Annotated in this window: 32 protein-coding genes, 4 pseudogenes and 1 riboswitch; of the genes and pseudogenes, 27 read left to right on the top strand and 9 right to left on the bottom strand. The window is 41.6% G+C overall.

The annotated features are described in order from the left end of the window. Together ASC42_RS14170 and phoU are read right to left on the bottom strand one after the other, a co-directional pair. A pseudogene (locus tag ASC42_RS14170) lies at window positions 1–317 on the bottom strand (hypothetical protein); the annotation flags it as partial. Between the two features lie 95 nt (window positions 318–412). Continuing rightward, window positions 413–1,072: a phosphate signaling complex protein PhoU gene (gene phoU, locus ASC42_RS01840; RefSeq protein WP_055440296.1), complete on the bottom strand. Its 660-nt coding sequence runs from the start codon at window positions 1,070–1,072 to the stop codon at window positions 413–415. A 138-nt stretch (window positions 1,073–1,210) separates the two neighbouring features. After that, window positions 1,211–1,255: riboswitch (PreQ1 riboswitch) on the top strand. 76 nt (window positions 1,256–1,331) lie between these two features. Between phoU and queC the strand changes: the two genes are divergently transcribed. The 7 genes and pseudogenes from queC (at window position 1,332) to ASC42_RS01810 (ending at window position 5,483) form a co-directional block, all read left to right on the top strand. After that, window positions 1,332–1,991 carry a 7-cyano-7-deazaguanine synthase QueC gene (gene queC / locus ASC42_RS01835; RefSeq protein ID WP_055440295.1) on the top strand — a complete coding sequence of 220 codons (660 nt, stop codon included), beginning with the start codon at window positions 1,332–1,334 and terminating at the stop codon, window positions 1,989–1,991. Further along, the gene (gene queD, locus ASC42_RS01830) at window positions 1,988–2,425 is read left to right on the top strand and encodes a 6-carboxytetrahydropterin synthase QueD (protein WP_055440294.1); all 438 of its coding nucleotides are present in this window, start codon (window positions 1,988–1,990) and stop codon (window positions 2,423–2,425) included. The genes queC and queD overlap by 4 nt, the downstream gene beginning before the upstream one ends. Further along, window positions 2,425–3,147, top strand: coding sequence for a 7-carboxy-7-deazaguanine synthase QueE (queE, locus tag ASC42_RS01825; protein WP_055440293.1), 723 nt, complete (start codon window positions 2,425–2,427; stop codon window positions 3,145–3,147). The genes queD and queE overlap by 1 nt, the downstream gene beginning before the upstream one ends. Window positions 3,148–3,170: 23 nt before the next feature. Beyond that, a pseudogene (locus ASC42_RS13580) lies at window positions 3,171–3,332 on the top strand (preQ(1) synthase); the annotation flags it as partial. Between the two features lie 18 nt (window positions 3,333–3,350). Continuing rightward, window positions 3,351–4,208 carry a hypothetical protein gene (locus tag ASC42_RS01820; protein ID WP_055440292.1) on the top strand — a complete coding sequence of 286 codons (858 nt, stop codon included), beginning with the start codon at window positions 3,351–3,353 and terminating at the stop codon, window positions 4,206–4,208. Between the two features lie 136 nt (window positions 4,209–4,344). Next, window positions 4,345–4,674 (top strand): annotated as a pseudogene (gene queF, locus ASC42_RS01815) (preQ(1) synthase); the annotation flags it as partial. A gap of 119 nt (window positions 4,675–4,793) precedes the next feature. After that, window positions 4,794–5,483, top strand: coding sequence for an oxidoreductase (locus ASC42_RS01810; RefSeq protein ID WP_055440291.1), 690 nt, complete (start codon window positions 4,794–4,796; stop codon window positions 5,481–5,483). Window positions 5,484–5,498: 15 nt separating this feature from the next. Here ASC42_RS01810 and ASC42_RS13575 read toward each other — a convergent pair whose 3' ends face one another. Together ASC42_RS13575 and ASC42_RS01805 are read right to left on the bottom strand one after the other, a co-directional pair. Then, window positions 5,499–5,675 (bottom strand): YkvS family protein, encoded by a 177-nt coding sequence (locus tag ASC42_RS13575; RefSeq protein WP_003396733.1) that lies wholly within the window; start codon window positions 5,673–5,675, stop codon window positions 5,499–5,501. Between the two features lie 88 nt (window positions 5,676–5,763). Further along, entirely contained in the window at window positions 5,764–6,057 is a 294-nt protein-coding gene (locus ASC42_RS01805; protein ID WP_055440290.1) for a hypothetical protein, read from the bottom strand. Between the two features lie 147 nt (window positions 6,058–6,204). Here ASC42_RS01805 and ASC42_RS01800 point away from each other — a divergent pair, with 147 nt between their 5' ends. Beyond that, window positions 6,205–6,399: a hypothetical protein gene (locus ASC42_RS01800; protein ID WP_032100610.1), complete on the top strand. Its 195-nt coding sequence runs from the start codon at window positions 6,205–6,207 to the stop codon at window positions 6,397–6,399. On the opposite strand, the gene ASC42_RS01795 is transcribed toward ASC42_RS01800, so the two are convergent. Next, complete coding sequence (locus ASC42_RS01795) at window positions 6,365–6,850, bottom strand: sigma-70 family RNA polymerase sigma factor (protein WP_055440289.1); 486 nt, start codon at window positions 6,848–6,850, stop codon at window positions 6,365–6,367. The two genes, ASC42_RS01800 and ASC42_RS01795, sit on opposite strands and share 35 nt — an antisense overlap. A 256-nt stretch (window positions 6,851–7,106) precedes the next feature. Between ASC42_RS01795 and ASC42_RS01790 the strand changes: the two genes are divergently transcribed. Together ASC42_RS01790 and ASC42_RS01785 are read left to right on the top strand one after the other, a co-directional pair. After that, window positions 7,107–7,349 carry a YueH family protein gene (locus ASC42_RS01790; RefSeq protein ID WP_055440288.1) on the top strand — a complete coding sequence of 81 codons (243 nt, stop codon included), beginning with the start codon at window positions 7,107–7,109 and terminating at the stop codon, window positions 7,347–7,349. Window positions 7,350–7,372: 23 nt separating this feature from the next. After that, the gene (locus tag ASC42_RS01785) at window positions 7,373–8,629 is read left to right on the top strand and encodes an ATP-binding protein (protein ID WP_055440287.1); all 1,257 of its coding nucleotides are present in this window, start codon (window positions 7,373–7,375) and stop codon (window positions 8,627–8,629) included. A gap of 11 nt (window positions 8,630–8,640) precedes the next feature. Here the strand turns inward: ASC42_RS01785 and ASC42_RS01780 are convergent, their stop codons facing one another. Then, window positions 8,641–9,246: a nitroreductase family protein gene (locus ASC42_RS01780; RefSeq protein ID WP_055440286.1), complete on the bottom strand. Its 606-nt coding sequence runs from the start codon at window positions 9,244–9,246 to the stop codon at window positions 8,641–8,643. A gap of 109 nt (window positions 9,247–9,355) precedes the next feature. On the opposite strand from ASC42_RS01780, the gene ASC42_RS01775 reads away from it, so the two are divergent. The 5 genes from ASC42_RS01775 to ASC42_RS01760 all read left to right on the top strand — a co-directional run bounded on the left by ASC42_RS01775 (window position 9,356) and on the right by ASC42_RS01760 (window position 11,741). Continuing rightward, the gene (locus ASC42_RS01775) at window positions 9,356–9,664 is read left to right on the top strand and encodes a winged helix-turn-helix transcriptional regulator (protein WP_055440285.1); all 309 of its coding nucleotides are present in this window, start codon (window positions 9,356–9,358) and stop codon (window positions 9,662–9,664) included. Window positions 9,665–9,721: 57 nt separating this feature from the next. After that, entirely contained in the window at window positions 9,722–9,925 is a 204-nt protein-coding gene (locus ASC42_RS01770; RefSeq protein WP_055440284.1) for a DUF1659 domain-containing protein, read from the top strand. Window positions 9,926–9,938: 13 nt separating this feature from the next. Beyond that, window positions 9,939–10,154 (top strand): DUF2922 domain-containing protein, encoded by a 216-nt coding sequence (locus ASC42_RS01765; protein WP_055440283.1) that lies wholly within the window; start codon window positions 9,939–9,941, stop codon window positions 10,152–10,154. Between the two features lie 69 nt (window positions 10,155–10,223). Beyond that, window positions 10,224–10,367: a YvrJ family protein gene (locus tag ASC42_RS13570; RefSeq protein WP_009361115.1), complete on the top strand. Its 144-nt coding sequence runs from the start codon at window positions 10,224–10,226 to the stop codon at window positions 10,365–10,367. Between the two features lie 81 nt (window positions 10,368–10,448). Beyond that, complete coding sequence (locus tag ASC42_RS01760; RefSeq protein ID WP_055440282.1) at window positions 10,449–11,741, top strand: globin-coupled sensor protein; 1,293 nt, start codon at window positions 10,449–10,451, stop codon at window positions 11,739–11,741. Window position 11,742: 1 nt separating this feature from the next. On the opposite strand, the gene ASC42_RS13960 is transcribed toward ASC42_RS01760, so the two are convergent. Beyond that, window positions 11,743–11,910, bottom strand: coding sequence for a hypothetical protein (locus tag ASC42_RS13960; protein ID WP_167338083.1), 168 nt, complete (start codon window positions 11,908–11,910; stop codon window positions 11,743–11,745). A gap of 113 nt (window positions 11,911–12,023) precedes the next feature. Here ASC42_RS13960 and ASC42_RS01755 point away from each other — a divergent pair, with 113 nt between their 5' ends. Genes ASC42_RS01755 through mnhG form a run of 7 tightly spaced genes read left to right on the top strand, consistent with a single transcriptional unit; the run spans window position 12,024 to window position 17,709 of the window. Then, window positions 12,024–14,408: a Na+/H+ antiporter subunit A gene (locus ASC42_RS01755; protein WP_055440281.1), complete on the top strand. Its 2,385-nt coding sequence runs from the start codon at window positions 12,024–12,026 to the stop codon at window positions 14,406–14,408. Beyond that, on the top strand, window positions 14,405–14,827 hold the full coding sequence (locus tag ASC42_RS01750; protein WP_055440280.1) for a Na(+)/H(+) antiporter subunit B: 423 nt from the start codon (window positions 14,405–14,407) through the stop codon (window positions 14,825–14,827). The genes ASC42_RS01755 and ASC42_RS01750 overlap by 4 nt, the downstream gene beginning before the upstream one ends. Beyond that, complete coding sequence (locus ASC42_RS01745) at window positions 14,827–15,159, top strand: Na(+)/H(+) antiporter subunit C (protein ID WP_032100601.1); 333 nt, start codon at window positions 14,827–14,829, stop codon at window positions 15,157–15,159. Before ASC42_RS01750 ends, ASC42_RS01745 begins: the two co-directional genes overlap by 1 nt. Next, window positions 15,152–16,624: a Na+/H+ antiporter subunit D gene (locus tag ASC42_RS01740; protein ID WP_055440279.1), complete on the top strand. Its 1,473-nt coding sequence runs from the start codon at window positions 15,152–15,154 to the stop codon at window positions 16,622–16,624. Before ASC42_RS01745 ends, ASC42_RS01740 begins: the two co-directional genes overlap by 8 nt. Before the next feature lie 5 nt (window positions 16,625–16,629). Further along, window positions 16,630–17,106, top strand: a complete 477-nt coding sequence (locus ASC42_RS01735; protein WP_032100599.1) for a Na+/H+ antiporter subunit E — start codon at window positions 16,630–16,632, stop codon at window positions 17,104–17,106. Further along, window positions 17,103–17,378, top strand: coding sequence for a Na(+)/H(+) antiporter subunit F1 (locus ASC42_RS01730; protein WP_032100598.1), 276 nt, complete (start codon window positions 17,103–17,105; stop codon window positions 17,376–17,378). The genes ASC42_RS01735 and ASC42_RS01730 overlap by 4 nt, the downstream gene beginning before the upstream one ends. Then, window positions 17,362–17,709: a monovalent cation/H(+) antiporter subunit G gene (gene mnhG, locus ASC42_RS01725; protein WP_032100597.1), complete on the top strand. Its 348-nt coding sequence runs from the start codon at window positions 17,362–17,364 to the stop codon at window positions 17,707–17,709. The genes ASC42_RS01730 and mnhG overlap by 17 nt, the downstream gene beginning before the upstream one ends. 13 nt (window positions 17,710–17,722) lie before the next feature. Here the strand turns inward: mnhG and ASC42_RS01720 are convergent, their stop codons facing one another. Further along, window positions 17,723–18,484, bottom strand: coding sequence for an alpha/beta fold hydrolase (locus tag ASC42_RS01720; RefSeq protein ID WP_055440278.1), 762 nt, complete (start codon window positions 18,482–18,484; stop codon window positions 17,723–17,725). A 174-nt stretch (window positions 18,485–18,658) separates the two neighbouring features. Between ASC42_RS01720 and ASC42_RS01715 the strand changes: the two genes are divergently transcribed. Continuing rightward, a complete protein-coding gene (locus ASC42_RS01715) occupies window positions 18,659–19,693 on the top strand; it encodes a C40 family peptidase (protein WP_072242639.1) in 1,035 nt (344 codons plus the stop codon). A gap of 25 nt (window positions 19,694–19,718) precedes the next feature. Here ASC42_RS01715 and ASC42_RS01710 read toward each other — a convergent pair whose 3' ends face one another. Further along, window positions 19,719–20,522 (bottom strand): Cof-type HAD-IIB family hydrolase, encoded by an 804-nt coding sequence (locus tag ASC42_RS01710; RefSeq protein WP_055440276.1) that lies wholly within the window; start codon window positions 20,520–20,522, stop codon window positions 19,719–19,721. Between the two features lie 337 nt (window positions 20,523–20,859). Here ASC42_RS01710 and ASC42_RS01705 point away from each other — a divergent pair. The 4 genes and pseudogenes from ASC42_RS01705 (at window position 20,860) to ptsG (ending at window position 25,858) form a co-directional block, all read left to right on the top strand. Beyond that, window positions 20,860–21,412, top strand: a pseudogene (locus ASC42_RS01705) (IS607 family transposase). Continuing rightward, on the top strand, window positions 21,405–22,580 hold the full coding sequence (locus ASC42_RS01700; RefSeq protein ID WP_055440275.1) for an RNA-guided endonuclease InsQ/TnpB family protein: 1,176 nt from the start codon (window positions 21,405–21,407) through the stop codon (window positions 22,578–22,580). Before ASC42_RS01705 ends, ASC42_RS01700 begins: the two are co-directional and overlap by 8 nt. Before the next feature lie 175 nt (window positions 22,581–22,755). After that, window positions 22,756–23,601 carry a glucose PTS transporter transcription antiterminator GlcT gene (glcT, locus tag ASC42_RS01695; RefSeq protein WP_055440274.1) on the top strand — a complete coding sequence of 282 codons (846 nt, stop codon included), beginning with the start codon at window positions 22,756–22,758 and terminating at the stop codon, window positions 23,599–23,601. 244 nt (window positions 23,602–23,845) lie between these two features. Beyond that, window positions 23,846–25,858 carry a glucose-specific PTS transporter subunit IIBC gene (ptsG, locus tag ASC42_RS01690; protein ID WP_055440273.1) on the top strand — a complete coding sequence of 671 codons (2,013 nt, stop codon included), beginning with the start codon at window positions 23,846–23,848 and terminating at the stop codon, window positions 25,856–25,858. Window positions 25,859–25,884 lie beyond the last annotated feature (26 nt).

Here is a 25,884-nt window from a genome sequence, read left to right as displayed (position 1 = left end):
GCCATCGTTTGTTCAATGTGCCCGATACGCTTGTCCATGGCAGCAATATCGTCTTTTGTAGCCATACGTTGTTCGATGCTCGCGATATCATCTTTTGTGGCCATCGTTTGTTCAATGTGCTCGATACGCTTGTCCATAGCAGCGATATCGTCTTTTGTGGCCATACGTTGTTCGATACTTGCGATATCGTCTTTTGTCGCCATCGTTTGTTCAATGTGCCCGATACGCTTGTTCATGGCAGCAATATCATCTTTTGTCGCCATGCGTTCACGCATCAATGCGAGTTCATCGAAAATACGTTTTAGCATTTCATCCACTTTCATTCACCTCCCCCGACGCAATTATATCACCAGATCATCGAAAAATCGACAAATAAAAAAGATGCCTCAAATGACATGAGGCACCGAAACGGTTAATAATTTAAATCAATGCGAATACCTTTGACGCTATATAAAATATTTTCAGCGATGTTTGTCACATGGTCGCCAGCGCGCTCTAAATTGCGTGTGATGAACGACAATTGCGTAATTTGGTTCGTGAATTCTGGCTTTTCGCTCATTAAATCAATTAATTCTTGAATAATTTTTCCTTGTAATTCGTCAACACGGTCATCTTCGAGCGCAATTCGTTTTGCTTCTTCAATATCATCGTTATGGAACGCGTGAAGCGCATGTTCTAACATTTCATTGACGATCGCTGCCATTTCAGGAATGTGAACGATCGGTTTTACGTGTGGCTCTGTGCCAATAAATTTAACCGATTTTGCGATATTGACCGCAATGTCGCCAATACGCTCGACATCTGATGAAATTTTAAGGGCGACAATTAATCGCCGTAAGTCAGATGCGACTGGTTGTTGTTTTAAAATCGTCATAATCGCAAGTTCGTTAATTTCTCGTTCAAGCTCGTTAATTTTTTTATCGTTTTCAATAATTTCCTCAGCTTTCGTGACATCTTGCGTTTTTAACGCTTCAATTGATTCATGAAGCGCTTGTTGAGATGCAGATACCATCGTCATTAATTTTTCGCGTAGCTGTTGAAGTGCCGCGTCAAAAGTAGAACGTTTTGTCATATTGAATCACCTAACTTTTTTGTTGTTATTATATCCTGAAAACAGTTCACAAATAAAGCATAAATTTTTATAGAATGAATATATGTTTTATGGTATATTGTTAGGCGTACAATTGAAGAAGAATTCTACGCTGCTTGCGTAGGAGAGGTTCTAGAACACCCTCTATAAAAAAACTAGGGATCGCTATGTCCTTAGGGGGTATAGCGTTTTTGTTTTAGAACGCTCTTTCTTCTCACCATGTAAGAAAGGGGAGCGAAAGATGAAAAAAGCAGTCGTTGTTTTTAGCGGCGGGCAAGATAGTACAACGTGTTTATTTTGGGCAAAAAAACATTTTGATGAAGTCGAAGCAGTGACGTTCGATTACAATCAACGCCATCGGCTTGAAATTGATGTCGCTGCATCGATCGCTAAAGAGCTTGACGTACCACATACGGTGCTTGATATGTCGCTACTAAACCAGCTCGCGCCAAATGCGCTCACAAGAAGCGACATCGCCATTGAACAAAAAGAAGGACAATTGCCATCCACGTTTGTCGATGGACGCAATTTATTGTTTTTATCGTTTGCGGCGGTGTTGGCGAAACAAAAAGGGGCGCGCCATCTTGTAACAGGGGTGTGCGAAACGGACTTTAGCGGTTATCCAGATTGTCGCGACGTATTTATAAAATCGTTAAACGTGACGCTGAACTTAGCAATGGATTACGAATTCATCATTCATACGCCGCTTATGTGGTTAAATAAAGCAGAAACGTGGAAGCTTGCGGATGAGTTGGGTGCGCTTGAATTCGTGCGCCACAAGACGCTCACGTGCTACAACGGTATTATCGCAGACGGTTGCGGTGAATGCCCAGCATGTGTGTTACGTAAGCGTGGTCTCGACCAATATATGAGTGAAAAGAAAGGAGCAGATGTGCAATGATCCAACAAATTTATCCGCAAGTCATTCATCCGTTTCGCTATGAGTTAAATAAAGATATGCAAATTGCGGCTGCGCACTTTATTCCGCATGAAGCGGCGGGGCAATGTGCGAACATGCACGGACATACGTATTTTATAAACATTACGGTTGCGGGTGATGAACTCGATGATTCCGGTTTTTTAATTAACTTTCAACAGTTGAAAAAACTTATACACAACCGCTTTGATCATACGGTCATGAACGACCATAAAGACGTATTTAGCGATACAGCTGCTGAGCATTTTCCGACGACAGAAGTGGTAGCGCGAAAAATTGCGGAAATTGTTCAAGAACATTTAGACACGTTGCCAAACAAACCAACGTGCGTCCAAGTGTTTGTACGAGAGTCCCCAACGAGTTATGTCGTATATCGTCCGAAAGCAGGGAAACAATAATGGAGCGCATACCGGTTATTGAAATTTTTGGCCCGACGATTCAAGGAGAAGGGATGGTCATCGGGCAAAAAACGATGTTTGTCCGCACAGCAGGATGCGACTATCGTTGTCGTTGGTGCGACTCATCGTTTACGTGGGACGGTTCAGCGAAACATGAAATAAAACAAATGACCGCTGAAGCCATTTGGCAACAGATGAAACAGCTTGGTGGCGACCGTTTCAATCATGTGACTATTTCTGGGGGCAACCCTGCGTTACTCAAGGGACTTCGTGCACTTATTTCATTATTAAAAGAACATAACATGCGCATCGGTTTAGAGACGCAAGGGAGCGTATGGCAAGATTGGTTTTATGACATCGACGATTTAACGATTTCACCAAAGCCACCAAGCTCAAACATGGAAACTAACTTTGCGACGCTTGATACGATGATGGAACGACTAACAGCGCATCGTGGACATGTGAGCTTAAAAGTCGTCGTGTTTGACGATGAAGATTTTGTATATGCCCAACATGTGCATGAACGCTATCCAACCGTCCCATTTTACGTGCAAGTCGGTAACGACGACATACATGAGGCAGATGACGTTGCGCTTCGCCTCAAACTATTGCAAAAGCTTGAATGGCTTGTTGACAAAGTAGTACAGTCTAAAGAAATGAACAACGTCCGCGTATTGCCACAACTGCACACATTATTATGGGGCAATCGCCGCGGCGTATAAGTATAAAGGAGGGAAACACCATCATGAGAAAAGATGAAGAACTACAAGGAGTGACGCTCCTTGGCAACCAAGGAACAAAATATGTATTCGAATACAGCCCAGACATTCTTGAAGTGTTTGACAACAAACATCCAGATCGCGACTATTTCGTCAAATTTAACTGTCCGGAGTTTACGAGCTTGTGTCAATGAGGGCACACTTCAGTGGTGACACTGTCGGCTAAACCTTGTGAATTCAGGGAAAGAGAAAAAGGGTGGGAATTATCTGAATTTTTATGTACAATACAAACAAAGGAACGTATGTTTGTGGAGGTGTTTGTATTGTACAACACGCCATGGAGAGATAAGGAATGGTTTACTAAGCAGTTTATTTACATTGGGAAGATTATTCATGAGTTGTCCATTGAATTAGGTATGGATTGGTCTAGTCTTGAAAGATGGAGACAAATTTATGGACTACCTAAGCACTCGGAGAAAGAAAAGATTATTGAAGAGTATGGATTAGATGTTTTTGAAAACATAGTGAGGAGAAAGAAGAAAAGGTATTCACTTTCTAATAGAATGAAATCCGAGAATTGGAAAGGCGGGTTTTATAGTCCTCATGTCTACGAACACATTGATCGTCTTAGTGTGAAAGAGTACGTTCTCGACACTTGGAATAGATATATAGTTATTGAAAAAGACTATACTTGTGAGTGCTGTGGAGTCAGATCGATCACTTGTAATGGACATCATCTATTATCTTTTACAAAAATTTTTCACGCGATTTGCTTTTATTTGGATCAAAGGAATTGTTTAGACACAATGTCTGTCATTTCTGAAATGCATAAGTTTCACAAAGAAAACTTTCGTGAAATTTATCAATGCCTATGTTCCCCGTGTCATCGTAATATCCATCGGCAAGACAATTACTATGCGAGGATGGAACAAGAAAATCGCCTTATCTATTTATTAGAACCCTATTTCTCCAACCCTGAGCCAAGCCTTAAAGAAGAAAGGGCGATGTATGCAGCCATGTTCTTTAAGGAAGGTGCAGAGACTATCGAAATCACTTTATCATGAAGCGAGTAAAGGTAGTGATAGAGGAAGAGAGTAGAGTACACCACGAAGTATCGTGGTGGAAGCGCAAGGGTTCTTATTCGATATCGCAGTCGAATAAGAATAAGATATAGTCCACCTGCTTTATAAAAAGCAGTTGCCTAAAACCGGACAACCAGATTTTGCTACAATTTACATTAGTTACATTCCTGATAAAAAATGTGTTGAAAGCAAGTCGTTGAAATTATATTTATTTAGCTTCCGCAATCATGGTGATTTTCATGAAGATTGCGTGAATATTATTATGAACGATTTAATTCGCGTGATGGAACCACGTTACATTGAAGTATGGGGCAAATTTACACCGCGCGGGGGCATTTCGATCGACCCATATTGTAACTGGGGACGACCAGGAACGAAATATGAACAAATGGCGGAATATCGTTTATTGAACCACGATTTATATCCAGAAAAAGTAGATAATCGTTAGTAAGGCTGGCTTATGAGCCAGCCTTAAAAAATTCACAAAACACACCTAGTTTTTTTTCGTAAACGGGTATATAATGACAAATTGTTACGAACCTTTTTTTTCGTCTGGGGGGTCTTCATTTGAGACAGAGAACTGCTCTTGTGATCGGGGCAAGCGGGCTAGTTGGAGGCGAGCTTCTCCAACGGTTGCTTCGTTCAGAGCATTATGAACGAGTTACTATATTTGTTCGAAAGCCAATAGTGTGCAACCATGAAAAATTACAACAAGTCGTCGTTGATTTTGACCACATCGAACAATATGAAGAATATTTCCACGTTGATGATGTGTTTAGCTGCCTAGGGACGACGATGAAAAAAGCGAAAACAAGACAACAATTTATTAAAATCGATTACGAATATACGTTGCGTGCTGCGAAATTAGCGGAAAAATGCCATGTTAAAACGTTTTTATTCGTTTCTGCCATTGGCGCTCATCCGCACTCGATGTTTTTTTACAATCGCGTGAAAGGAGAAACGGAGGAGGCGTTGCAGCGGCTTACGATTCGTTCGCTCCACATTTTTCGTCCGTCTTTATTAACAGGGGAGCGACAAGAGTTTCGCCTCGGTGAAAAAACAGCAGAATGGCTTTGTCACGGTATTTCGTTTGCGTTCGTTGGCAAATGGGAAAAATATAAACCGATTGCGGCAAAACAAGTGGCAGAAGCGATGTATCGCGCAGCACTATCAGAAAAGCAAGGCGTATACATTTACGAATGCAACGAAATGAAAGGGGAATGTAAACAACAAAGAGGGCTGTCTCATCAACAATAAGCAGCCCTCTTTTCGTTATTCAACAATTTTATAGTTTTTATGGTTCACAACCGTCCGTTCTTGCAAGTCGAGTTCTTTGTAGTTTTCCATGTACGTTAAGTCGACAATGACCGAATTTTCGTTTACTTTTTCCACAATTCCCCGCAACCCATTTTTAAATTCAATGACGTCGCCAATTTGCGCTTTTTTCATTGAAAATCCCCTTTACTTTTGAATTTTTAAACCTTTTTTCTATTTTGCATGATTTTTCCTCGTTCGTAAAGGGCATTTTCAACTATTTTTAACGCGTTGGCCAATACGGCATTGGCATTCCCGGCCACATCGGTGCCCCGCAACCGCCCGGCATCATCTGCGGCATTTGTTGCGGCATTTGCGGGAACGGCATTTGTTGTGGCATCATTTGTCCCATTGGCCACATCGGTCCCATCGGCATGCCACAGCCGCAATCACCCGGCATCATTTGTGACATCGGCATCATTTGCGGCATTTGTTGCGGCATTTGTGGGAACGGCATTTGTTGTGGCATCATTTGTTGATCTAAGCGAAAATCTTCATACATATTCCAGTCATTCATCGTTCATCTTCCTTTCTTTCATTTAGAATCCACCAACATTGTATGTTCATTTTTTATAGACGTGTGTCGATATGACAAAATTAGGCATTCACACATCGTATTGACATGTGTCTGTAAGCAAGTTAAAACAAAGAGGGAGGGATGACGATGACTGAACAAGAAGCAAAGCAACTTTTACAACAATTGCGCGCAAAAGACATTCCGCATGTGCTTGTGAAAAAAGAACATTTTTTAACGTTTCGTCATGTGCTCGTCCAACAGGAAGATTTTAAACATTTTCGCGGCGTTGCGCAGCGCGGTGGCGACGTCATGTATTACTATATGGATCGACCGCGCAGTTAACGTATCGTTTTAATTTTTTTACGGCCGACATGCGCCATTGTTTCACCGCATTGACGGTAACGCCTTCTTCAGCGGCAATTTGTTTAAACGTTTTTCCTTCCCTCACATGACGAATGAACCATATTTGCTCGCGTGGCGTTAAATATTGCAGCGCATCTTTCCATACGATGTCGGCAAAAAAATCGACATCTTCTTTTAGCACATATTCATTTGGCAACGGAACATGTATGTTTTTCGTCTCTTTCCGAAGCTGTGATACGATGCGCCAACGAATCATTTTATATGCGAACGAATAAAATGAGCCTTTCGTTTTATCATATCGTTCGTACGCTTCCCAAAGCGCGATTAAACCGATTTGCACATATTCATCGACATGGCGACGAATATGTAATTGACGGATGGTATAGGAAATAAGCGGACGATATTGCTCAACGATGGCTTCAAATGACATATATATCCCTTTCCCGAAGGCGCGCCTTCACGTATTCCGCGGTTACATGTAGCTTATCAAACACGCTTACGTTGCGCGAAAGAGAAAATAGGAAAAAACGCCCCGTTTCCGTTAGGCATATGCGGTGTTTCCTTTAAGGAAATGCAGAAAATGAGGCGAAAAAAGGGCGGGAAATAGCGTATTTGCCTAAAAAAATGCTTTGAATAATGGGAATTTTTTGTGTTATGATAATAAAAAATGGAAAGGCATGAGCAAGATGAAAATAAGAAAAACATGTATTCATCAAGATTCTACTCAACAAAATGTATACATTTATGAAAATAAAAAAGAACAATATATCGTTGTCGCTATTCCTTATTTAGAATGGTCGATGCATGTCACTTATGACGATTTTACTTATATCGAATCACGTCTACAACAATCGCTTGCGAACGTATTAGACGAACAATATGTGCAACCACTTGCGATGAAGCTAGCCCAATGGATGAGGGAAATGTAAATGAAGAAAGGTTCCGTTGTCAGATGAAATACGCCGTTTTTGCTTATGTGATTGTAAGTATCATTTGGATTGTATTAACCGATTTATATGTAGAGCAGTTGCCTATTCCGCCACATATCGCTCCGTACGTTCAGACGCTCAAAGGCTCGCTTTTTGTCATTTTATCTGCCGTCTTTATGTATATCGCTTTAAGAAAACATCGTCAGTTAAAACAAATGGCAGAAAGCGAGCAAGAGTTGTTGACGCTCATTCATGCGATGCCCGATTTCGTATCGTTTAAAGATGGACAAGGCCGTTGGCTAAGGGTAAACGAATTTGGCTTAAAGCTATACGGGCTTGAGCATGTCGATTATAAAGGAAAAACAGATGCCGAGCTTGCGGAATACACTCCTCATTTTCGCGAAGCATTACTTTACTGCATCGATTCCGATGAAGAAGCGTGGCAAGCGAAAACAGTCACGCGCGCAGAAGAATCGTTTGCGATGCCGAACGGTGAAATGAAAACATTTGACGTCATTAAAGTGCCGCTGTTTCATGGAAACGGCAAACGTAAAGGACTTGTCGTCATCGGTCGCGACATTACACAACAAAAAATTGCTGAGCAGCTGTTGTTGAAAAAAGAAAAGCTATCGGTGATCGGGGAATTAGCAGCAGGCATCGCCCATGAAATTCGCAATCCGTTAACGTCGATTAAAGGATTTTTGCAAATGATGAAAGAAACGAAACAAGTAGATGAGCGATTTGTGCAAATTATGCTCGATGAAATTGAGCGCGTCAATCAAATCGTTACCCAACTGCTCGTGCTTGCGAAACCGCAAATGAAAGCGTACAAACCGCTTGCCTTACACGACGTGCTCGAATATGTGATCGAGCTGTTTACGTACGAAGCGATTTTACAAAACGTACAAATGAAATACGAACCGCGTACGTCTGCCATCGTATATGGGGATAAAAACGAACTCATTCAAGTGTTTGTCAATATCGTGAAAAACGCATTAGAAGCGATGCCAAAAGGGGGAAAACTGACGATTTCCACGAAAGATGAAGATGACTGCGTTTATGTTGTCATCGAAGATACAGGAAAAGGCATTGAACAAGAGCGATTAAAACATATCGGTGAACCGTTTTATACGTTAAAAGAAAAAGGTATGGGACTTGGCTTAACGACAAGTATGAAAATCGTTCATGAGCATAAAGGCACGATGCAAATTGAAAGTAAAGTCGGCAAAGGAACGCGGGTTCGTATGATGTTGCCCCTCTATAAAAACGACCCGTCTTAAAACGGGTCGTTTTATCCATTTACCCACGTCGTTATTTCCTCAATTGATAAACGGGACGATGGATGAGCAGGGGCGCTCGCTTTTCCGATTGTAATAAGCATCACCGGAATGTAGCGGTGTGGGATGTGGAATGCTTCCATAAACGCTTGTGTGTCAAAGCCGCCGATGGCGCACGTATCGAATCCTTCCGCTTTTGCCGCAAGCATGAATTGCATCGCGGCTAACGATGCGTTTGAGAATGCCGCATCGCGCGCATATTGGCGGTTTGTATATGCCTGTTCAATTTGCTTTGCGAGCGTTTCTTTCACTTCTTTTGTCATTTTTCCTGCTGCGACAAGCGGATCATAGACCGCATCTGTTTTTTTATTGGCTTCTAAGTCGCCAAGTACCGCAACAACGGCAGACGCATCAACGATTTGTTGTTGGTTGTAAGCGATCGGAAGAAGTTTTTGTTGCGCTTCTTTTCCGTAAATGGCGACGAAATGCCAATGTTGTAAATTCCAAGCGGAAGGCGCTTTTCCTGCTAACTGCAACAGTTTTATTAATTGTTCCTTAGAAATCGAAGCAGTCGGATCGTATTTTCGGACGGATTGCCGTTGTTCAATAATCGAAAGCATATATAATCCTCCTTTATAAAAGAAAATAACTTACTTTTTGTTAGAAACAATGTTTATATTAATTTAGTTACAATAAGTTTGTCAAATTTCATGCATAGGGTGATGAGAGATGGAACATTCACACGTCTGTCCGAAAATTGAAGCGGCGTTTCAACTGCTTGGGAAGCGATGGAATGGACTGATTATTCACGTATTATTTCGCGGACCGCTTCGGTTTAAAGATTTAGCAGAAAGTATTCCAGAAATTAGTCAAAAGATGTTAACGGAACGATTAAAGGAGTTAGAAGAAGAACAAATTATCGTTCGTCATGTATATCCTGAAAAGCCTGTCCGAATTGAATATGAATTAACACCTAAAGGAAAAGATTTACATATTGTGATGGAAGCTGTGCAAAAATGGGCAGAAAAATGGATGTAGTCCCTAACCTTTCGCCGTTATCGTTGCGATAGTTATAAGTGAAAGGAGGGGAGGAACATGCTTCAACGTTCACAACTTCGTTTAACGTTTGAAGTGGGCGCAACAGAGGCGGGCAAACCGATCTATAAAAATAGGACGTATACGATTAAACCGAACGCAACGGAAAGCTCGCTCGTCTCTGTCGCTCAAGCGCTTGCATCTTTGCAAAGCGCCCCGCTCGTTCACGTGTATCGCAACGATGTGCATGTATTAGGCGAGTAAGGAGGGATAACAAATGAAAACGCTTGAATTACAGTTTGTAAATGAGGAAGGAAAGACCGTTCGTCTGAGCGTTGATGCTCCGCGTGACGATGTTACACAAATACAAGTTGCGAATGTGATGGATGTGATCATTGCTGCAAACGTCTTTCCATCAAGCGGAGGCGATCTAATGGGGAAAAAAGGCGCGCGCCTCATTGATACAACAGTAACAGAATGGACGTTTATGTAAACGGTTCGGGTGCCCTATGTTTCGGGGCACCTTGTTATATATCAACCGAAAAAGAAAGGGATGAGAAAGATGGAAGCGTATTTGTCGCTTCTTTCCGATGTCGGTTTTCCGATTGCGGTGACGTTTTATTTACTGCATCGGATTGAAGGAAAATTAGATGCGGTCATCGACTCGATCCGAACATTAGGCGAACAATGGAAAGCACCCAACTAAATGGGTGTTTTCTTTTTTTCTTCTGTTTGCTAACATAAACATATAGGTAAGTTGTTTATGTGATTTAAGGGGGCTCGGACATTGTTTAAACGAAAACAAGAACAGCGAGATGAAAAACTTGAAGTCATTTTACAAATGAAAGAAGAGCCGATTCGTCTAAGCGAAGGAACGGTCGAACGGCAACTCGCGCTCATTGGGATGACGACAAAAGATATGGCGATTTTGCAACATGTCAAACCTTATATTGATGCGCACATTGCGCGCATTGTCGATGCATTTTACGGTGCATTACAAAAAGAAAGCCATTTGCTTTCCATCATTCAACAACATAGTACAATAGAGCGACTAAAACAAACGTTAACGGTACATGTCAAAGAAATGTTCAGTGGACATATGGATGAAGCGTTTATTGAAAAAAGACGTCGCGTTGCCCAAGCGCATGTGCGCATCGGCTTAGAGCCGAAATGGTATATCGCTTCGTTTCAACATTTACTTGAGGAAATTTTAGCGGTGATGCTAGAGCAATTGCCTCAACAATCGTATGTCATCGCAGTCATGAAAACAGTTTCGAAAATGTTAAACGTTGAACAACAACTCGTTCTTGAACAATATGAACGAGAGAACGAATTGCTTCGTCTGCAAATGGAGACGTTAAAACAACAAATGAAAGAACAAGTGAAATTATCGCTACAACAGTTAAGTCACGCATCTGACGAAGTAAGCGCTTCCGTTGCGTCATTAAACGAACAAGCAACAAGCATTTCGCAAGCGGCAAAAGAAGCGTCTACCGTAGCGATAGCGAGCGCAGAAAAATCGACGCAAGGAAAACAACAGTTGCAAATGCAAGTCGAAAACATGTTACAAATGAACGAAAAAATGAAACAAATTGAGACGAATATGGACAAGCTTCAACAAGCAATGAAAGAAATTGAACATATCGCATCTCTTGTCACATCGATTGCCGATCAAACAAATATGCTTTCATTGAACGCATCCATTGAAGCAGCGCGCGCAGGAGAACATGGCAAAGGATTTGCGGTCGTCGCTAACGAAGTGCGTAAGCTTGCTACGCAAACGAAACAGTCCGTTGCAGATGTTGCGCGCGTATTAAGTGACATTCATCATCACATTTTAGCCATGTCGCAATCGCTCGAACAAGCGTCGCTATCAGTGACCGAGAGTACAAACGGAATAGAAACGGTGTATACGTTTTTCGATGAATTTGCGTCAGCGCTTGAGCGAATTTGCCAATATAACGTGCGTATTGATGATGAAATGAAAGCATGTGTACAAGCGGTTAGTGAAATTCACGAAGCGATGACACACGTATCGGCATCGGCGGATGAATTAGAAGGGCTCGCAAGCGAACTGTAAGCTAGTTTGTTTTCTCCTTCTCTTTCCTTTCTATTTTCCGAATATATTGCCTCGGTTGAAACGGCTGATCGAGCTTTTCGTTTACGGTGGCGTAAGCGGGAGGCTCTATTTTTTTGACTGTTGTTTCATAGTGATCGACCATCATGGCAATGATAAAAAAAAGAACCATCACGTGTCTTCCTTTCTTTATTTTTACTATGTATTTTGAAAAAAAGTGAAACTTTTTATACATATGGCACGTATAAAAAAGCGGATGGCTATGTCAGAAGGGGGTTGATTGTTATGCCGACATTACATATCGCGATGTTTGCGCCATTTTTGTTGGCGCTACTCGTTCCGTTTTTGTACAAATTGATTCGTTCGTTTCATGTCGGATGGTTTGTTTTACCGTTGCCGATTGCGCTATTTGTCTACTTTTTATCTTATATGGAGAACGTGCGTCAGTATGAAGCAGTGAGCGCCACGTTGCATTGGATTCCGTCGCTTCACATTTCATTTGACGTATATGTTGACGGATTAAGCTTATTATTTGCGCTACTTATTACAGGTATCGGCTCGCTTGTTGTCCTTTATTCGATTTATTATTTACAAAAAGGAAAAGAGCAACTCGGAAACTTTTACGTCTATTTACTTTTATTTATGGGAGCGATGCTTGGGGTTGTGCTTTCCGACCACTTAATTTCGCTATATGTATTTTGGGAGTTGACGTCCATTTCGTCGTTTTTATTGATCGCCTATTGGTACACACGCGATCGATCGCGCTATGGCGCACAAAAATCAATGCTGATTACGATGTTTGGCGGACTGCTGATGCTCGGGGGATTTGTGGCGCTTGCGATCGCAGGTGGAACGTATAACATTCGTGAGCTTATGCATACACCATTAACGGAACATCCGCTTTTTATCCCCGCACTTTTCCTTATTTTGTTTGGTGCTTTTACGAAATCAGCGCAATTTCCATTTTACATTTGGTTGCCTGATGCGATGGAAGCGCCAACGCCCGTCAGCGCATATTTACATTCTGCTACGATGGTGAAAGCAGGTATTTATTTAATTGCTCGTTTGACGCCGATTTTCGCCGTTTCATCTGTTTGGGTTTGGACGATTGCGCTCGTTGGCCTTGTGACGTTATGTTGGGCTTCGTTTTTAGCCTCCAAACAAACAGATTTAAAAGCGATTTTAGCGTATTCAACGGTCAGTCAGCTCGGTTTAATTACGGCGCTGTTAGGGATCGGAGGGCTATCGTTTCATTATGATGGGATAGACGAAAATGTATTTATGGTCGCGGTGTTAGCTGCTATTTTCCATTTATTTAACCATGCGACGTTTAAAGGAAGTTTGTTTATGGTCGTTGGGATTGTTGATCATGAAACAGGAACGCGCGACATTCGTCGTCTTGGTGGTTTAATGACGATCATGCCGGTGACGTTTACGATCGCGCTCGTTGGCTCGCTGTCGATGGCAGGATTGCCACCGTTTAACGGCTTTTTAAGTAAAGAAATGTTTTTTACCGCAATGTTGCGGGCAAAAGACGTTGCGGGATGGGCGGTTGTGTTGCCTGTCGTCGCATGGGTGGCAAGCATATTTACGTTTTTATATAGCGCGCTTTTAGTCAGCCGAACGTTTTTCGGGAAATATAAGCCGCACTTGTTGAAAAAAGAAGCGCATGAAGCACCGATCGGCATGCTTATCGCGCCAATTGTGTTAGCGTTGCTCGTCATTTTCATCGGATTTGTGCCGAATGTATTGTCTGACTCTGTATTAGCTCCAGCCGTATATGCGGTGCTATACGGATTGTTTACGCCAAATGAAGCGCTTGATGTGCATATTTCCCATTGGCACGGCTTTACACCAGAATTGTTTATGACGATCGGCGTATTATTGTTTGGTTTGCTGTTATATCGTACGTTTCCAAAATGGAAAAAAATATATTATCGCTTTTCTGAGCGGATGTCGCTGAACTTTTTGTACGATCAATCGTTCGTCTGGATGGAAAGAGGTGCTCGTTCGTTTACATCGCGCATCATGACAGGCTCGATGCGTACGTATTTAATTTATATTTTTACATCGCTCGTTGCCTTGCTTTTGTTTACGATCGGTTGGAACGAGCAATGGAACATCGATTTAAGCCGTTTAGCAAACATTCGTGTGTATGAAGTCGTTTTAGCGGTAGCGATTGTGGCAGCAACGGTCACAACGGTTATTGCGAAATCACGTTTAACAGCAATCGTTTCATTAGGGGCAGTTGGCTATGCAGTTGCGCTATTTTTCGTTTTATTTCGTGCGCCTGACTTGGCTTTGACTCAACTTGTTATTGAAACGATTTCGGTCGCGCTCTTTTTGCTTTGCTTTTATCATTTGCCGAAGTTTAGTCAAAAGCAAGAAGGCGTCGGTTTTAATTTAAAGAACGCCCTGATTTCGATTGCAGTCGGAGTGACGATGAGCGTCATTGCCTTTTTAGCGTATGCCGGAAAACATTTCGATGCCATTTCGCAATATTACGTGGACAATACGTATGAAAAAGCGGCTGGAAAAAATATGGTCAATGTCATTTTAGTCGATTTTCGTGGCTTTGATACGTTGTTTGAAATATGCGTATTAGCGATTGCCGCCTTAGGCATTTATGCGATGGTGAAATTGCGGCTCGCGAAGGAGGAGGAGCGATGAGACGAAACGATGTCATTTTACGAACGACAACAGCGGTTGTCACGCCGATCATCGTGTTATTTTCCGTTCAGTTGTTTTTTGCTGGGCACTATTATCCTGGTGGCGGATTTATTGGCGGGTTAATGACGGCTGGAGCGATCGTTTTGTTGCTTTTAGCGTTTGATATTGAAACCGTTCGAAAAATGGTTCCTATTAATTACAAATGGCTTGTTGCGATTGGACTGTTGTTTGCGGTCGGAACGGGGATGAGCAGCATGTTTCTCGACCGCCCGTTTTTAACGCATGCGTATGAATACGTCCATTTGCCGTTGCTTGACCATACGTCGCTTCATACCGCTGTGTTGTTTGACTTAGGTGTTTATTTTGTCGTCGTTGGTGTGACGTTGATTATTATTGAAACGATAGGGGAGAGCGACTAATGGAATTGCTTATGATTGTCGTCATCGGTGTGTTATTTACCGCTGCGACATATTTGTTGCTCAGCAAAAGTTTACTTCGCATTATTATCGGCACAGGGTTGCTTAGCCATGGCGCTCATTTGTTGTTGTTGACGATGGGCGGGCTAAAAGTAGGTGCCCCACCGCTTTTAGGGGAAAAAGCGGCACGATACGTTGATCCGCTCCCGCAAGCGCTCATTTTAACAGCAATCGTCATTAGTTTTGGGGTAACAGCATTTTTCTTAGTGTTAGCGTATCGTTCTTATCAAGAAATTGGAACAGATCATATGGAAGGGATGAAGGGAGATGAGTAACCTTCTGCTTTGGCCAATTCTCATACCGCTTGTGACGGCCATTATTCTTATTTTCTTTCCGAAGCACGTCTTTTGGCAACGTGCTGTTTCGACGCTCGCAACAACGAGTTTAATCGTCGCAAGCAGCGTCTTGCTTTATCGTGTGCATACGAACGGCATTCAGACGTTAAACGTCGGAAATTGGCCAGCCCCATTTGGCATTACGCTCGTGTCGGATTCGCTATCTGCTTTGCTTGTATTGACGACGAGCATCATTGCCCTCGCTTGTTTAATGTATTCGTTTTATGCGATCGGGCATAAACGGGAAACGTTTTATTACTATTCGTTTTTTCAATTTTTGCTCGTCGGCGTCAACGGGGCATTTACGACAGGCGATTTGTTTAACTTGTTCGTCTTTTTTGAAGTGATGCTCATGTCTTCTTACGTGTTGCTTGTACTTGGAGGCACGAAAATTCAATTGCGTGAAACGATTAAATATACGCTTGTCAACGTCATTTCGTCCGCGCTATTCGTCGTGGCGGTTGCTTATTTATATGCGGTGACAGGGACGTTAAATATGGCTCATTTAGCTCAGCGCATTCACGACCTAGGCTCATCGCCAATTTTAACGGTTATTGCGGTGTTGTTTATGATCGTATTCGGATTAAAAGGGGCGATTTTCCCGCTATACTTTTGGCTTCCAGGTGCGTATTATGCGCCACCAACACCGGTGTTAGCGCTGTTTGGTGGATTGTTGACGAAAGTAGGAGTATATTCTATTTTGCGTACATTTACATTGTTATTTACGCATGATGCGATGTATACGCATACGTTGCTCGCTTGGCTTGCGCTTGGCACGATTGTCATCGGCGTCATCGGAGCAGTCGCCTACAACGATATGCGCTACATCGTCATTTATAACATTATTGCAGCAGTCGGCGTGATGATTTTCGGCATTTCCATGATGACGCCAGACAGTTTAGAAGGAACGATTTTTTATTTGTTGCAAGATATGGTCATGAAAGCGATGCTCTTTTTATTCGTCGGTATCGTCTTTTCAATTACTCGTTCAAACGATATTCGTTCATTTTCTGGGTTGATGACATCGTATCCGCTTCTCGGTTGGGCGTTTTTTATCGCTGCGTTATCGCTCGCAGGCATTCCACCATTTAGTGGCTTTATCGGCAAGCTGTTCATTGTGAAAGCAAGTTTCGATCAACATCTTATCTTTGAAGCAGTCGTCATTTTATTGTCGAGTTTGCTTGTGTTATATTCGGTAATGAAAATATTTATGAACGGCTTTTGGGGCGAGAAAAAAGGATTTGAACAAAAGAAGCTTGATGGACGATTCGTTCCGGTGTTGTTTTTGCTTGTTTTATCTGTTGCATATGGCGTTAGTATTGAATTTGTCCGCCCGTTTGTTGCTGATGCGGTAAGTGTATTAGTCGATCCGAGTATGTACATTCAAGCGGTGTTAAAGGAGTAGAGAAGATGGCATTTCAAATTTTATTAAATGTCTGTTTAGCGTTCGTATGGATGTTTTTAACCGTTTCGTTTAATGGAGCATCATTTATCGTTGGCTATATGATCGGATTGTTTATTATTTTTATGTTGCGCCGTTTTTTCCATTCCCGCTTTTATCTCGTTCCGGTGTTCGTCATGATGAAATTGCTGTTCATCTTTTTGAAAGAGCTCATTTTATCAAACATTGCTGTAGCAAAAGTCGTCATGAAACGTCAGTTGACGATTCAGCCTGCTATTTTCGCTTTGCCAACGGAGTTAAAAAAAGAATGGGAAATTACGATGTTAGCTATGCTCATTACATTGACTCCCGGCACGCTCGTTTTAGACGTATCGGATGATGGAAGCACGTTATATATTCACGCGTTAAACAGCCCAGATGTGCATGAGGCGATTGAAAGCATTAAACAATCGTTTGAAAAAACGATTATGGAGGTGAGTAAATGATTTTAAACATCGCTCTCGTCATTCTTTCATTAGCGATGATCGGTTTTTTATATCGCGTCGTCAAAGGTCCAAGCACAGCCGATCGCATTATTGCACTTGATGCGATGGGGATTACCCTCGCTGGAATGGTCGCAATCGTTTCTATGCTATTAAACACGAGCGCGTTTTTAGACGTCATTTTGCTCATCGGCATTTTAGCGTTTGTCGGAACGGTCGCATTTGCGAAGTTTTTAGAGAAAGGGGTTGTGATCGAACGTGGTAACGATCGCTAACGTGCTTGTTGCTGTACTTATTTTACTCGGTGCGGTGCTTACACTTTTATCTGCTGTCGGTGCGATTCGATTGCCGGATGTATATACGCGTAGCCACGCCATCAGCAAAAGTACGACGCTTGGCATCATGTGCATTTTACTCGGGGCATTTTTGCATTTTTTTATTGAAAATAACCATTTCAACTCCCGCTTATTACTTGGCATCGTTTTTATTTTCATGACATCTCCTGTAGCGGCCCATTTCATTAGCCGAGCAGCATATTATACAAACGTCGATCGGTGGGAAGGGACGGTTCGCGACGATTTAAAACAAAAAGCTGGCGGAAAATAACCGTCAGCTTTTCTTATGAAAAATATGAGCGAATAATTAAGTGAAGTTCTTGATCGTGTTTCGTTGGAATTTGATGTCTTGCTCCGTCCACATATACGATGCGGACATCGTGTGCATGTTGTTGAAATATACACCCATATGTATGGACGTAATAATCGCGCGCCCCGTATATAAGCAAAATCGGGCAACGAAGTTCATGTAGGCGATCGGTCGACCGATAATGAAGCCCTGTCACATACATTTCATACAGTCGCTGACGATCGCATAATCGAACGTAATCGGCAATCATTTGTTGTTCTTCTTTCGTTATGCCGTGCGAGTTGCCGAGCACGTTTGCGAGAATAGAAAGGCCATGCCATTTTACCGCATAAATCCCTATGAGAAATTCCCCGTACAATAGTGGCGTACATACTTCAGAAAATCCGCCAATTAATATAAGCGCTTTCACTTGATGGGGATATTGCAACGCAAAATGTTGGGCGATCGAGCCGCCGTTTGAATAGCCACAAACAATCGCTTCTTTCAGTTCGAGATGATTGAACAGCTCATGCAAATCGCTCGCTAATACGTCCATCGTTATCGGTTTATTTCCTTTTCCGCTTTTTCCATTTCCCCTTAAATCATATGTCACGATTTGAAATGAAGAAGAAAGTTCGCGCTGACGATGAAATGTCACGCTTCCCATGCCGGGGGGATGAACGAATACAATCGGTGTTCCGCTTCCAATCATCTCATAGTACAAAGGAACGGAATGTTCGACAAATGTATAAGGCATATCGCATCTTCCTTTCGTTTTCATACGAATAGTATGCGAAAAAAGACCGATCATTTATGCTCGTTTCAATTTAATGGAAAAATAGTCTAAAAGTATACGGTTAATAGATTCGTAGTTTCATGTTATCATATGAGCAAGGAAGCGCTTCAAAAAAACAAAAAGGAGTTTGGGACGATGAAAAAAACGATTGTAGCTGGAGCGGTATTATCGACGTTATTTCTAGGCGAAAAAGCGGTAGACGCCGCACAATATACGGTCAAATCAGGGGATTCATTATGGAAAATTGCCCAAACGTTCCGTACATCCGTCAATGAAATCAAAGCGTTAAATCAGTTAACGTCAGATACGATTTTTATTGGACAAGTATTACAAGTGCCCGATGCCCCGACAACTGTACAAACGTCAGCGTCAACAACGACAGCACCAACAACACCGACGACAGCAACATATACGATTCAAAGTGGCGATACGTTATCAACGATTGCAAGAAGATGGAATACGACAGTGACGCGTCTTCTTGAATTGAACCCAACGATTACAGATGTGAATCGGATTTATGTCGGACAAGTGATTAAAGTGCCAGCAATTACCACAACCAATACAATGACAAATCAATTGACGTCACCAACACCAGCGCCGACAACGACACAAACATCGGTGCCAACGTCGACAACTAGCGCAAGTAAATCGTATATTGTCCAACCGGGCGACACGTTATCAACAATCGCTAAAACGTTTAACACGACAGTAAACGATTTACTCGCACTAAATCCAAATATCACAAATGTTGATTTTATTCGCGTTGGACAAACGATCAATGTGCCGCTTTCATGGGAAGAACGAGCAAATGCGATTATTGAAACAGGGAAAAAATACGTGGGAGCGAAGTACTTGTTTGGTGCACCAACGACGCGCACGGATGTATTTGACTGCTCATCGTTTACGTATCGCGTATATAGCGAAAACGGGATCACATTGCCGCGCACATCGCGCGAACAAGCGATGGTCGGTACTGAAGTGCCAATTACGAGCGTAAGAAAAGGCGATTTAATCTTTTTTGATACGACAGGAGATGGTGTCATTAACCACGTGTCTATCGTTGTAGATAGCGAAACGCTGTTGCATGCCGCAACGAGCACAGGAGTCGCGTTTGCGAACATGAAGCCATATTGGGCACCGCGTGCAGTGAAAGCTGTCCGCTTATTCTAGTAATGATAAAATGAAAAGATGCCTCTTACGTTTGAGGCATCTTTTCATTTATGGAAAGCACTGTTTCAATCGCTTCATGAACGGAAGAAACGACGTAGCGCGCTTCTTTTTTTACTTGCTCGGGTGCATGCGACATGACGAAACTATGCGGAGTGAGGCGAAACATCGGAATATCGTTAAACGAATCACCGAAACAAGCCACTTCTTCTACGTTCAGTTGTAAATGGTTCATGAGCAATCGAAGCGCTTCGCCTTTACTAATTTGTTTTGGCATAATGTCTAAACAACGCGGTTCAGAAATAAACGTATCGACATGTTGTGCCCACGTTTCACGAACGAATCGCTCAAAGTGCAGGACGACGTGCTCTTCTCCAATCACAGTAATTTTTGATGGAAATATGTCACGACCAATCGCTTCGAGCATATCCCCTTTTTCGACAATATCGAAAAATAAACGCGATCTCATTTGCTCGATTTGCTCGGTCTTTGTCTCGACAAAGCTCGTTTGTTCGTTGCATACAAGAACGACCGCTTCTAATGTACGTGCTTGCTTATAAATGGAGCGGGCAATGTCTGGATGAAACGAGCTATGATGAAGAAGGTGATGATTTTTTGTGTACACAAATGCACCATTTTGGCTAATGCGATGTGCGTCATGACCGATTTCTTTTAACACTTCTAAAATTTCATTATCCATTCGTCCAGAAGCGACAGCAAAGTCGATACCGTTTGTAATCGCGCGCACGACTGCTTCACGATCTTCCGTTTTGACGCGGCGATCGTAACCGAGCAACGTTCCGTCTAAATCGGTAACAATGAGTTGAATCATGATGGCAAACTCCTTCCATTTTTATACTGAACAAAAGTTTAATCGAACAAATGCGTTTGTGCAACTGAAACGCCTTTTTGACAAAAAACATTCACAGCTGTCTTGACAAAATACAACGCATTTCCATTGACGTAGCTTTGTTCGTTTCGTAACATTGAAAGTAATGTAAACGTTTTTAAAGGGGCCAAGTGCTGTTAAAATGTTTTTATAAAAAATTGTAAAACTCTATATACAAATTATAAAAAAAAAGTATGGCATTATTGTATATAGAGAGGTGATGATGAAGTATTATAGTATAGGCGAGTTTGCTAAACTAATAGGCAGAACTGAATAAAACTTGAGAAATTGGGATAAGAGCAATAGATTAAAACCAGCTTATGTTGCTCCGTCTGGATTTAGGTATTATTCAGAAGAACAACTTAATCATTTTCTCGGTATAAACAAAAAGCCTTTAATTAAAAAAGTAATTGGATATTGTAGAGTTTCAAGTCAAAAACAAAAAGATGATTTAGAAAGACAAATAAAATATGTCAAAGAATATATGATAGCAAAAGGATACAAATTTGAAATAATAACTGATATTGGAAGTGGAATTAATTATAATAAAAATGGTTTAAATAAACCTTGTTGATATGATTACAGATGGTGAAGTTGAAAAGATAGTAGTGCTATATAAAGGATAGACTTGTTAGATTTGGATTTGAATTAACAGAAAATATTTGTAAAAATATGGTACTAATATTAAAATAATTGATAACACAGAAAAAACTGAAGAACAAGAACTTGTAGAAGATTTAGTCCAAATAATAACAGTATTTAGTTGCAAACTTCAAGGCAAAAGAGCCAACAAAGCCAAGAGAATGGTTAAGGAGCTAACTGAAAATGATTAAAACATATAAGGTTATGCTGCTTCCGAATAACAAACAAAAAACAAAATTATTTGAGTGTGCGGGTGTTGCCAGATGGGCGTACAATTTTGCATTGGCGCAACAACAAGAAAATCATAAACAAGGTGGCAAATTTTTAAGTGATGGTGAATTAAGAAAAAGATTAACGCAGCTCAAACAGGCAAAAGAGTATAGTTGGCTCAATCAATATTCCAACAACATCACAAAACAAGCGATCAAAGATGCGTGTCAAGCCTACAAAAACTTTTTTACAGGACGGGCGAAGTGTCCAAAGTTTAAAACAAAAAAGCGAACTCGACCAAGTTTTTATCAAGATACATCCAAAATCAAAATCACCGACACGCATGTAAAACTAGAAAAACTGACGCCTTCCAAAAAGAAAAATAAACAGACATTCAATTGGATCCGCCTTGCAGAAAGAGGTCGCATTCCGCATGGAACACATGTGACATACGTCAATCCACGAATCGTGTTTGACGGACTACATTGGTTTTTAACGGTCGGTGTAGAGGAAGCGGAAGGAAAACATGAAACGTACAGCGAAGGCATCGGCATTGATTTAGGGGTAAAATCGTTAGCTACCATCAGCAATGGCATGACGTTTGCAAACATCAACCAAACACCGAAAGTGAAAAGGCTTGAAAAACAAATGAAGCGCATGCAAAGACAACTATCACGAAAGTACGAAATGAATAAAACAAAAACAGAAAGGGGGGAATTCCGTTACAGAAAAACGGAAAACATCAAGAAAATTGAGTTCCTTGTTTTAAAAAAACGCCGAAGGCTAAAAAATATACAACTTAACTATACCCATCACATCACAACAACGTTGGTGAAAGCCAAGCCAGCGTATGTCGTGATGGAGGATTTGAACACAAGTGGCATGTTAAAAAATCGCAAGCTATCGAAAGCAATCCAACAACAAACATTCCACGCGTTCAAGCGCCAAATGACGTACAAATGTGCATGGCATGGCATCAAGTTGATCGTGGCAGATCGTTTTTATCCGTCAAGCAAAAGGTGTAGCCGTTGCGGTCATGTGAAAAGCCACTTTTCTTTATCGGAACGGACGTACCGTTGCGAAGTGTGTGGGCTAGAAATCGACCGTGATCTCAACGCTAGCATCAACTTGAAACAATATGCCAAGTGAATCACCACATGTACCCATACGTTAGTGGGGAAGTAAAGCCTTCGGAGCGCCAAGCAAACGAGAGTAGCTTTTTGCGAAATCGGGCGTGATGAACAAGGAAGGAAACGTAAACTTTATAAATAATGAATAGATTATTTATAAAGTTTTGTAAGTTTTCTGTAACGGCGAACTAGACGTGGAACAATCGTTTCGCATTGAAAAAGTATTAAACAACAACGTGCTCATTGCCTCGCATCCAACGTACGATGAAGTTGTGTTGATCGGCAAAGGCATTGGCTTTGGCAAAAAGAAAGGGGACATCATTGCACAAAAAGACGTCGAAAAATGGTTTATTTTAAAAAATGAACGGGAACAAGAACAATATAAAAAATTGTTGCCACATGTCGATGAAGAATTTATCGGCTTAATGAACGACATCATTCACCACATTCGGAAAAGAACGAACAGCTCGTTGAATGAACATATTCACGTTGCATTAACGGATCATATTTTGTTTGCGATCAAGCGGTTAGAACAAGGAATGGACATTAAAAATCCGTTTTTAGTCGAGACAAAAAGCTTATATCCGCTTGAGTATGATGTAGCAGCTGAAGTCGTAAACATGTTAAATGAACGGCTGCACATTCAGCTTCCTGAAGGTGAAATTGGCTTTATTGCTTTACACATTCATAGTGCGTTAACGAATCATCAATTATCGGAAGTGAATCAACATTCGCAGCTCATTTCTCGCTTAGTTTCCGTCGTTGAAGAGCAGCTCGACATTCGTATTGATCGCGAAAGCATTCATTATTTACGGTTTGTTCGCCATCTGCGCTATGCGATCGAGCGCGTGAAAAAAGGGGAAAAAATTGAAGAGCCAAAAAAATTGTCGAACATATTGAAAGAGACGTACCCACTATGTTATAATTTGTCGTGGAAGCTCATAAAAATTATGCAGCAAACGTTGCAGCTTCCGGTAGATGAAGCTGAAGCCGTATATTTAACGTTGCACTTGCAACGGCTAACTGGAAAAAGTGAATAAATGGGCACTTATCTTTACGTGTTACTGATTCGATCAGGCATGAGTAAAGAAGGCAAAAAAGTGGTGTAACGACAAAAATCGTTACATAATACCCTTTTTCTGTCTCTCTTTGCTCATGCCTTTTTGTTTTCTCTTATTTGCAAATGCTTACATTCGTTAGACGTCTAACATTTCGCTTCATCTACTTTTCATACATGAAAATGCCGTTTGTTGCAAACGTTAACATGATGAAGGAGGGTTTTATATGAAAAAAGCGTTTGGTACGTTACAAAAAGTCGGTAAAGCGCTTATGCTTCCGGTTGCGATTTTACCGGCAGCAGGTATTTTGCTTGCGTTCGGTAACGCATTGCAAAACCCAGCATTAATTGAAAAAATTCCAGCGTTAGAAACAGGCTGGGTCGAAATGGTTGCAAAAGTAATGGAGCAATCTGGTGGGATTGTGTTTGCGAACTTACCGCTTTTATTCGCGGTAGGGGTTGCCGTCGGATTAGCTGGCGGTGAAGGGGTTGCTGGTTTAGCAGCGATCATCGGTTACTTAGTCATGAACGTCACGATGAGCGTTATTTTAGGTGTCACAGCAGACCAAGTCGGGACAGACCCATCGTTTGCAAACGTGTTAGGTATTCCGACGTTGCAAACAGGGGTATTCGGCGGGATTATCGTCGGTATTTTAGCAGCATATATGTACAACAAATACTTTAACATTGAATTGCCATCTTATTTAGGTTTCTTTGCAGGAAAACGTTTCGTTCCAATTGTGACAGCCGCATCGGCATTAATTCTTGGTATTGCGATGACATGGTTATGGCCACCTGTTCAACATGGCTTAAACGCATTTTCGCACAACATGATTGATGCAAACCGTACGTTAGCAGCATTCATTTTCGGTGTCATCGAGCGCGCATTAATTCCGTTCGGCTTACATCACATTTTCTACTCACCGTTCTGGTTTGAGTTCGGTCAATACGTGAACAAAGCAGGCGAACTTGTACGCGGTGACCAACGTATTTTCTTTGAACAAATTAAAGACGGTGCTGAATTAACAGCAGGTACATTTATGACAGGTAAATTCCCGTTCATGATGTTCGGATTACCAGCAGCAGCGCTTGCCATTTATCATGAAGCGCGTCCAGAAAACAAAAAAGTTGTTGCCGGTATTATGGCATCTGCAGCGTTAACATCGTTTTTAACAGGAATTACAGAACCAATTGAGTTTTCATTCTTGTTCGTTGCACCAGCATTGTTTGCGATTCATACGATTTTCGCTGGATTATCGTTTATGCTTATGCACATGTTAAACGTCAAAATCGGTATGACATTCTCTGGCGGTGTCATCGACTACTTACTATTCGGTGTATTGCCAGGTCGTACAGCTTGGTGGCTCGTCATTCCGGTCGGTCTTGTGTTTGCGGTCATTTACTACTTCGGATTCCGCTTTGCGATTCGTAAATGGGATTTAGCAACACCAGGACGTGAAAAAGAAACAGTTGAAACAACAAGTACAGCGGACGCTGGTGAACTTCCGCACGAAATTTTAGCGGCACTTGGTGGAAAAGAAAATATCGCTCATTTAGATGCGTGCATTACACGTTTACGTGTATCCGTCAACGACATTCAACATGTCGATAAAGATCGTTTAAAAGCGCTCGGCGCAGCAGGGGTATTAGAAGTTGGCAACAACATTCAAGCGATTTTCGGACCAAAATCAGACATATTAAAAACACAAATTAAAGACATTATGGAAGGTCGCGTACCGACAAAAGCGGTAGAAAAAGCAAAACCAACTGTACAAGCGACAGGCGAAACAGAACAAGTGGCATCACCGTTAACAGGAAAAGTCGTTCCACTTTCTGAAGTGCCAGATCAAGTATTTTCAACAAAAATGATGGGTGACGGTTTTGCGGTTGAGCCAACAGATGGCACAGTCGTATCACCAGTAGACGGCACGATCGTCAACGTCTTCCCAACAAAACATGCGATCGGCATTCAATCAAAAACAGGTCGTGAAGTGCTGATTCACTTCGGCATTGATACAGTGAAATTGAACGGTCAAGGATTTGAAGCGCTCGTATCGGAAGGAACAGAAGTGAAAAAAGGACAACCGATTTTAAAAGTGGATCTTGCATACGTAAAACAACATGCACCTTCTGTCGTTACACCAATTATTTTTACAAACTTACAAGCAGGAGAAACAGTAAATATCACGAAACAAGGAACAGTAACAAAAGGCGAAGACGTTGTCGTCGTTCAAAAATAATTTACTTGCAAAACACGTCATTTTTC

The sequence above is a fragment of the Anoxybacillus suryakundensis genome, from assembly GCF_001418025.1.
Lineage (GTDB): Bacteria > Bacillota > Bacilli > Bacillales > Anoxybacillaceae > Anoxybacillus > Anoxybacillus tengchongensis.
This window is presented reverse-complemented; position numbering and strand designations above follow the sequence as displayed.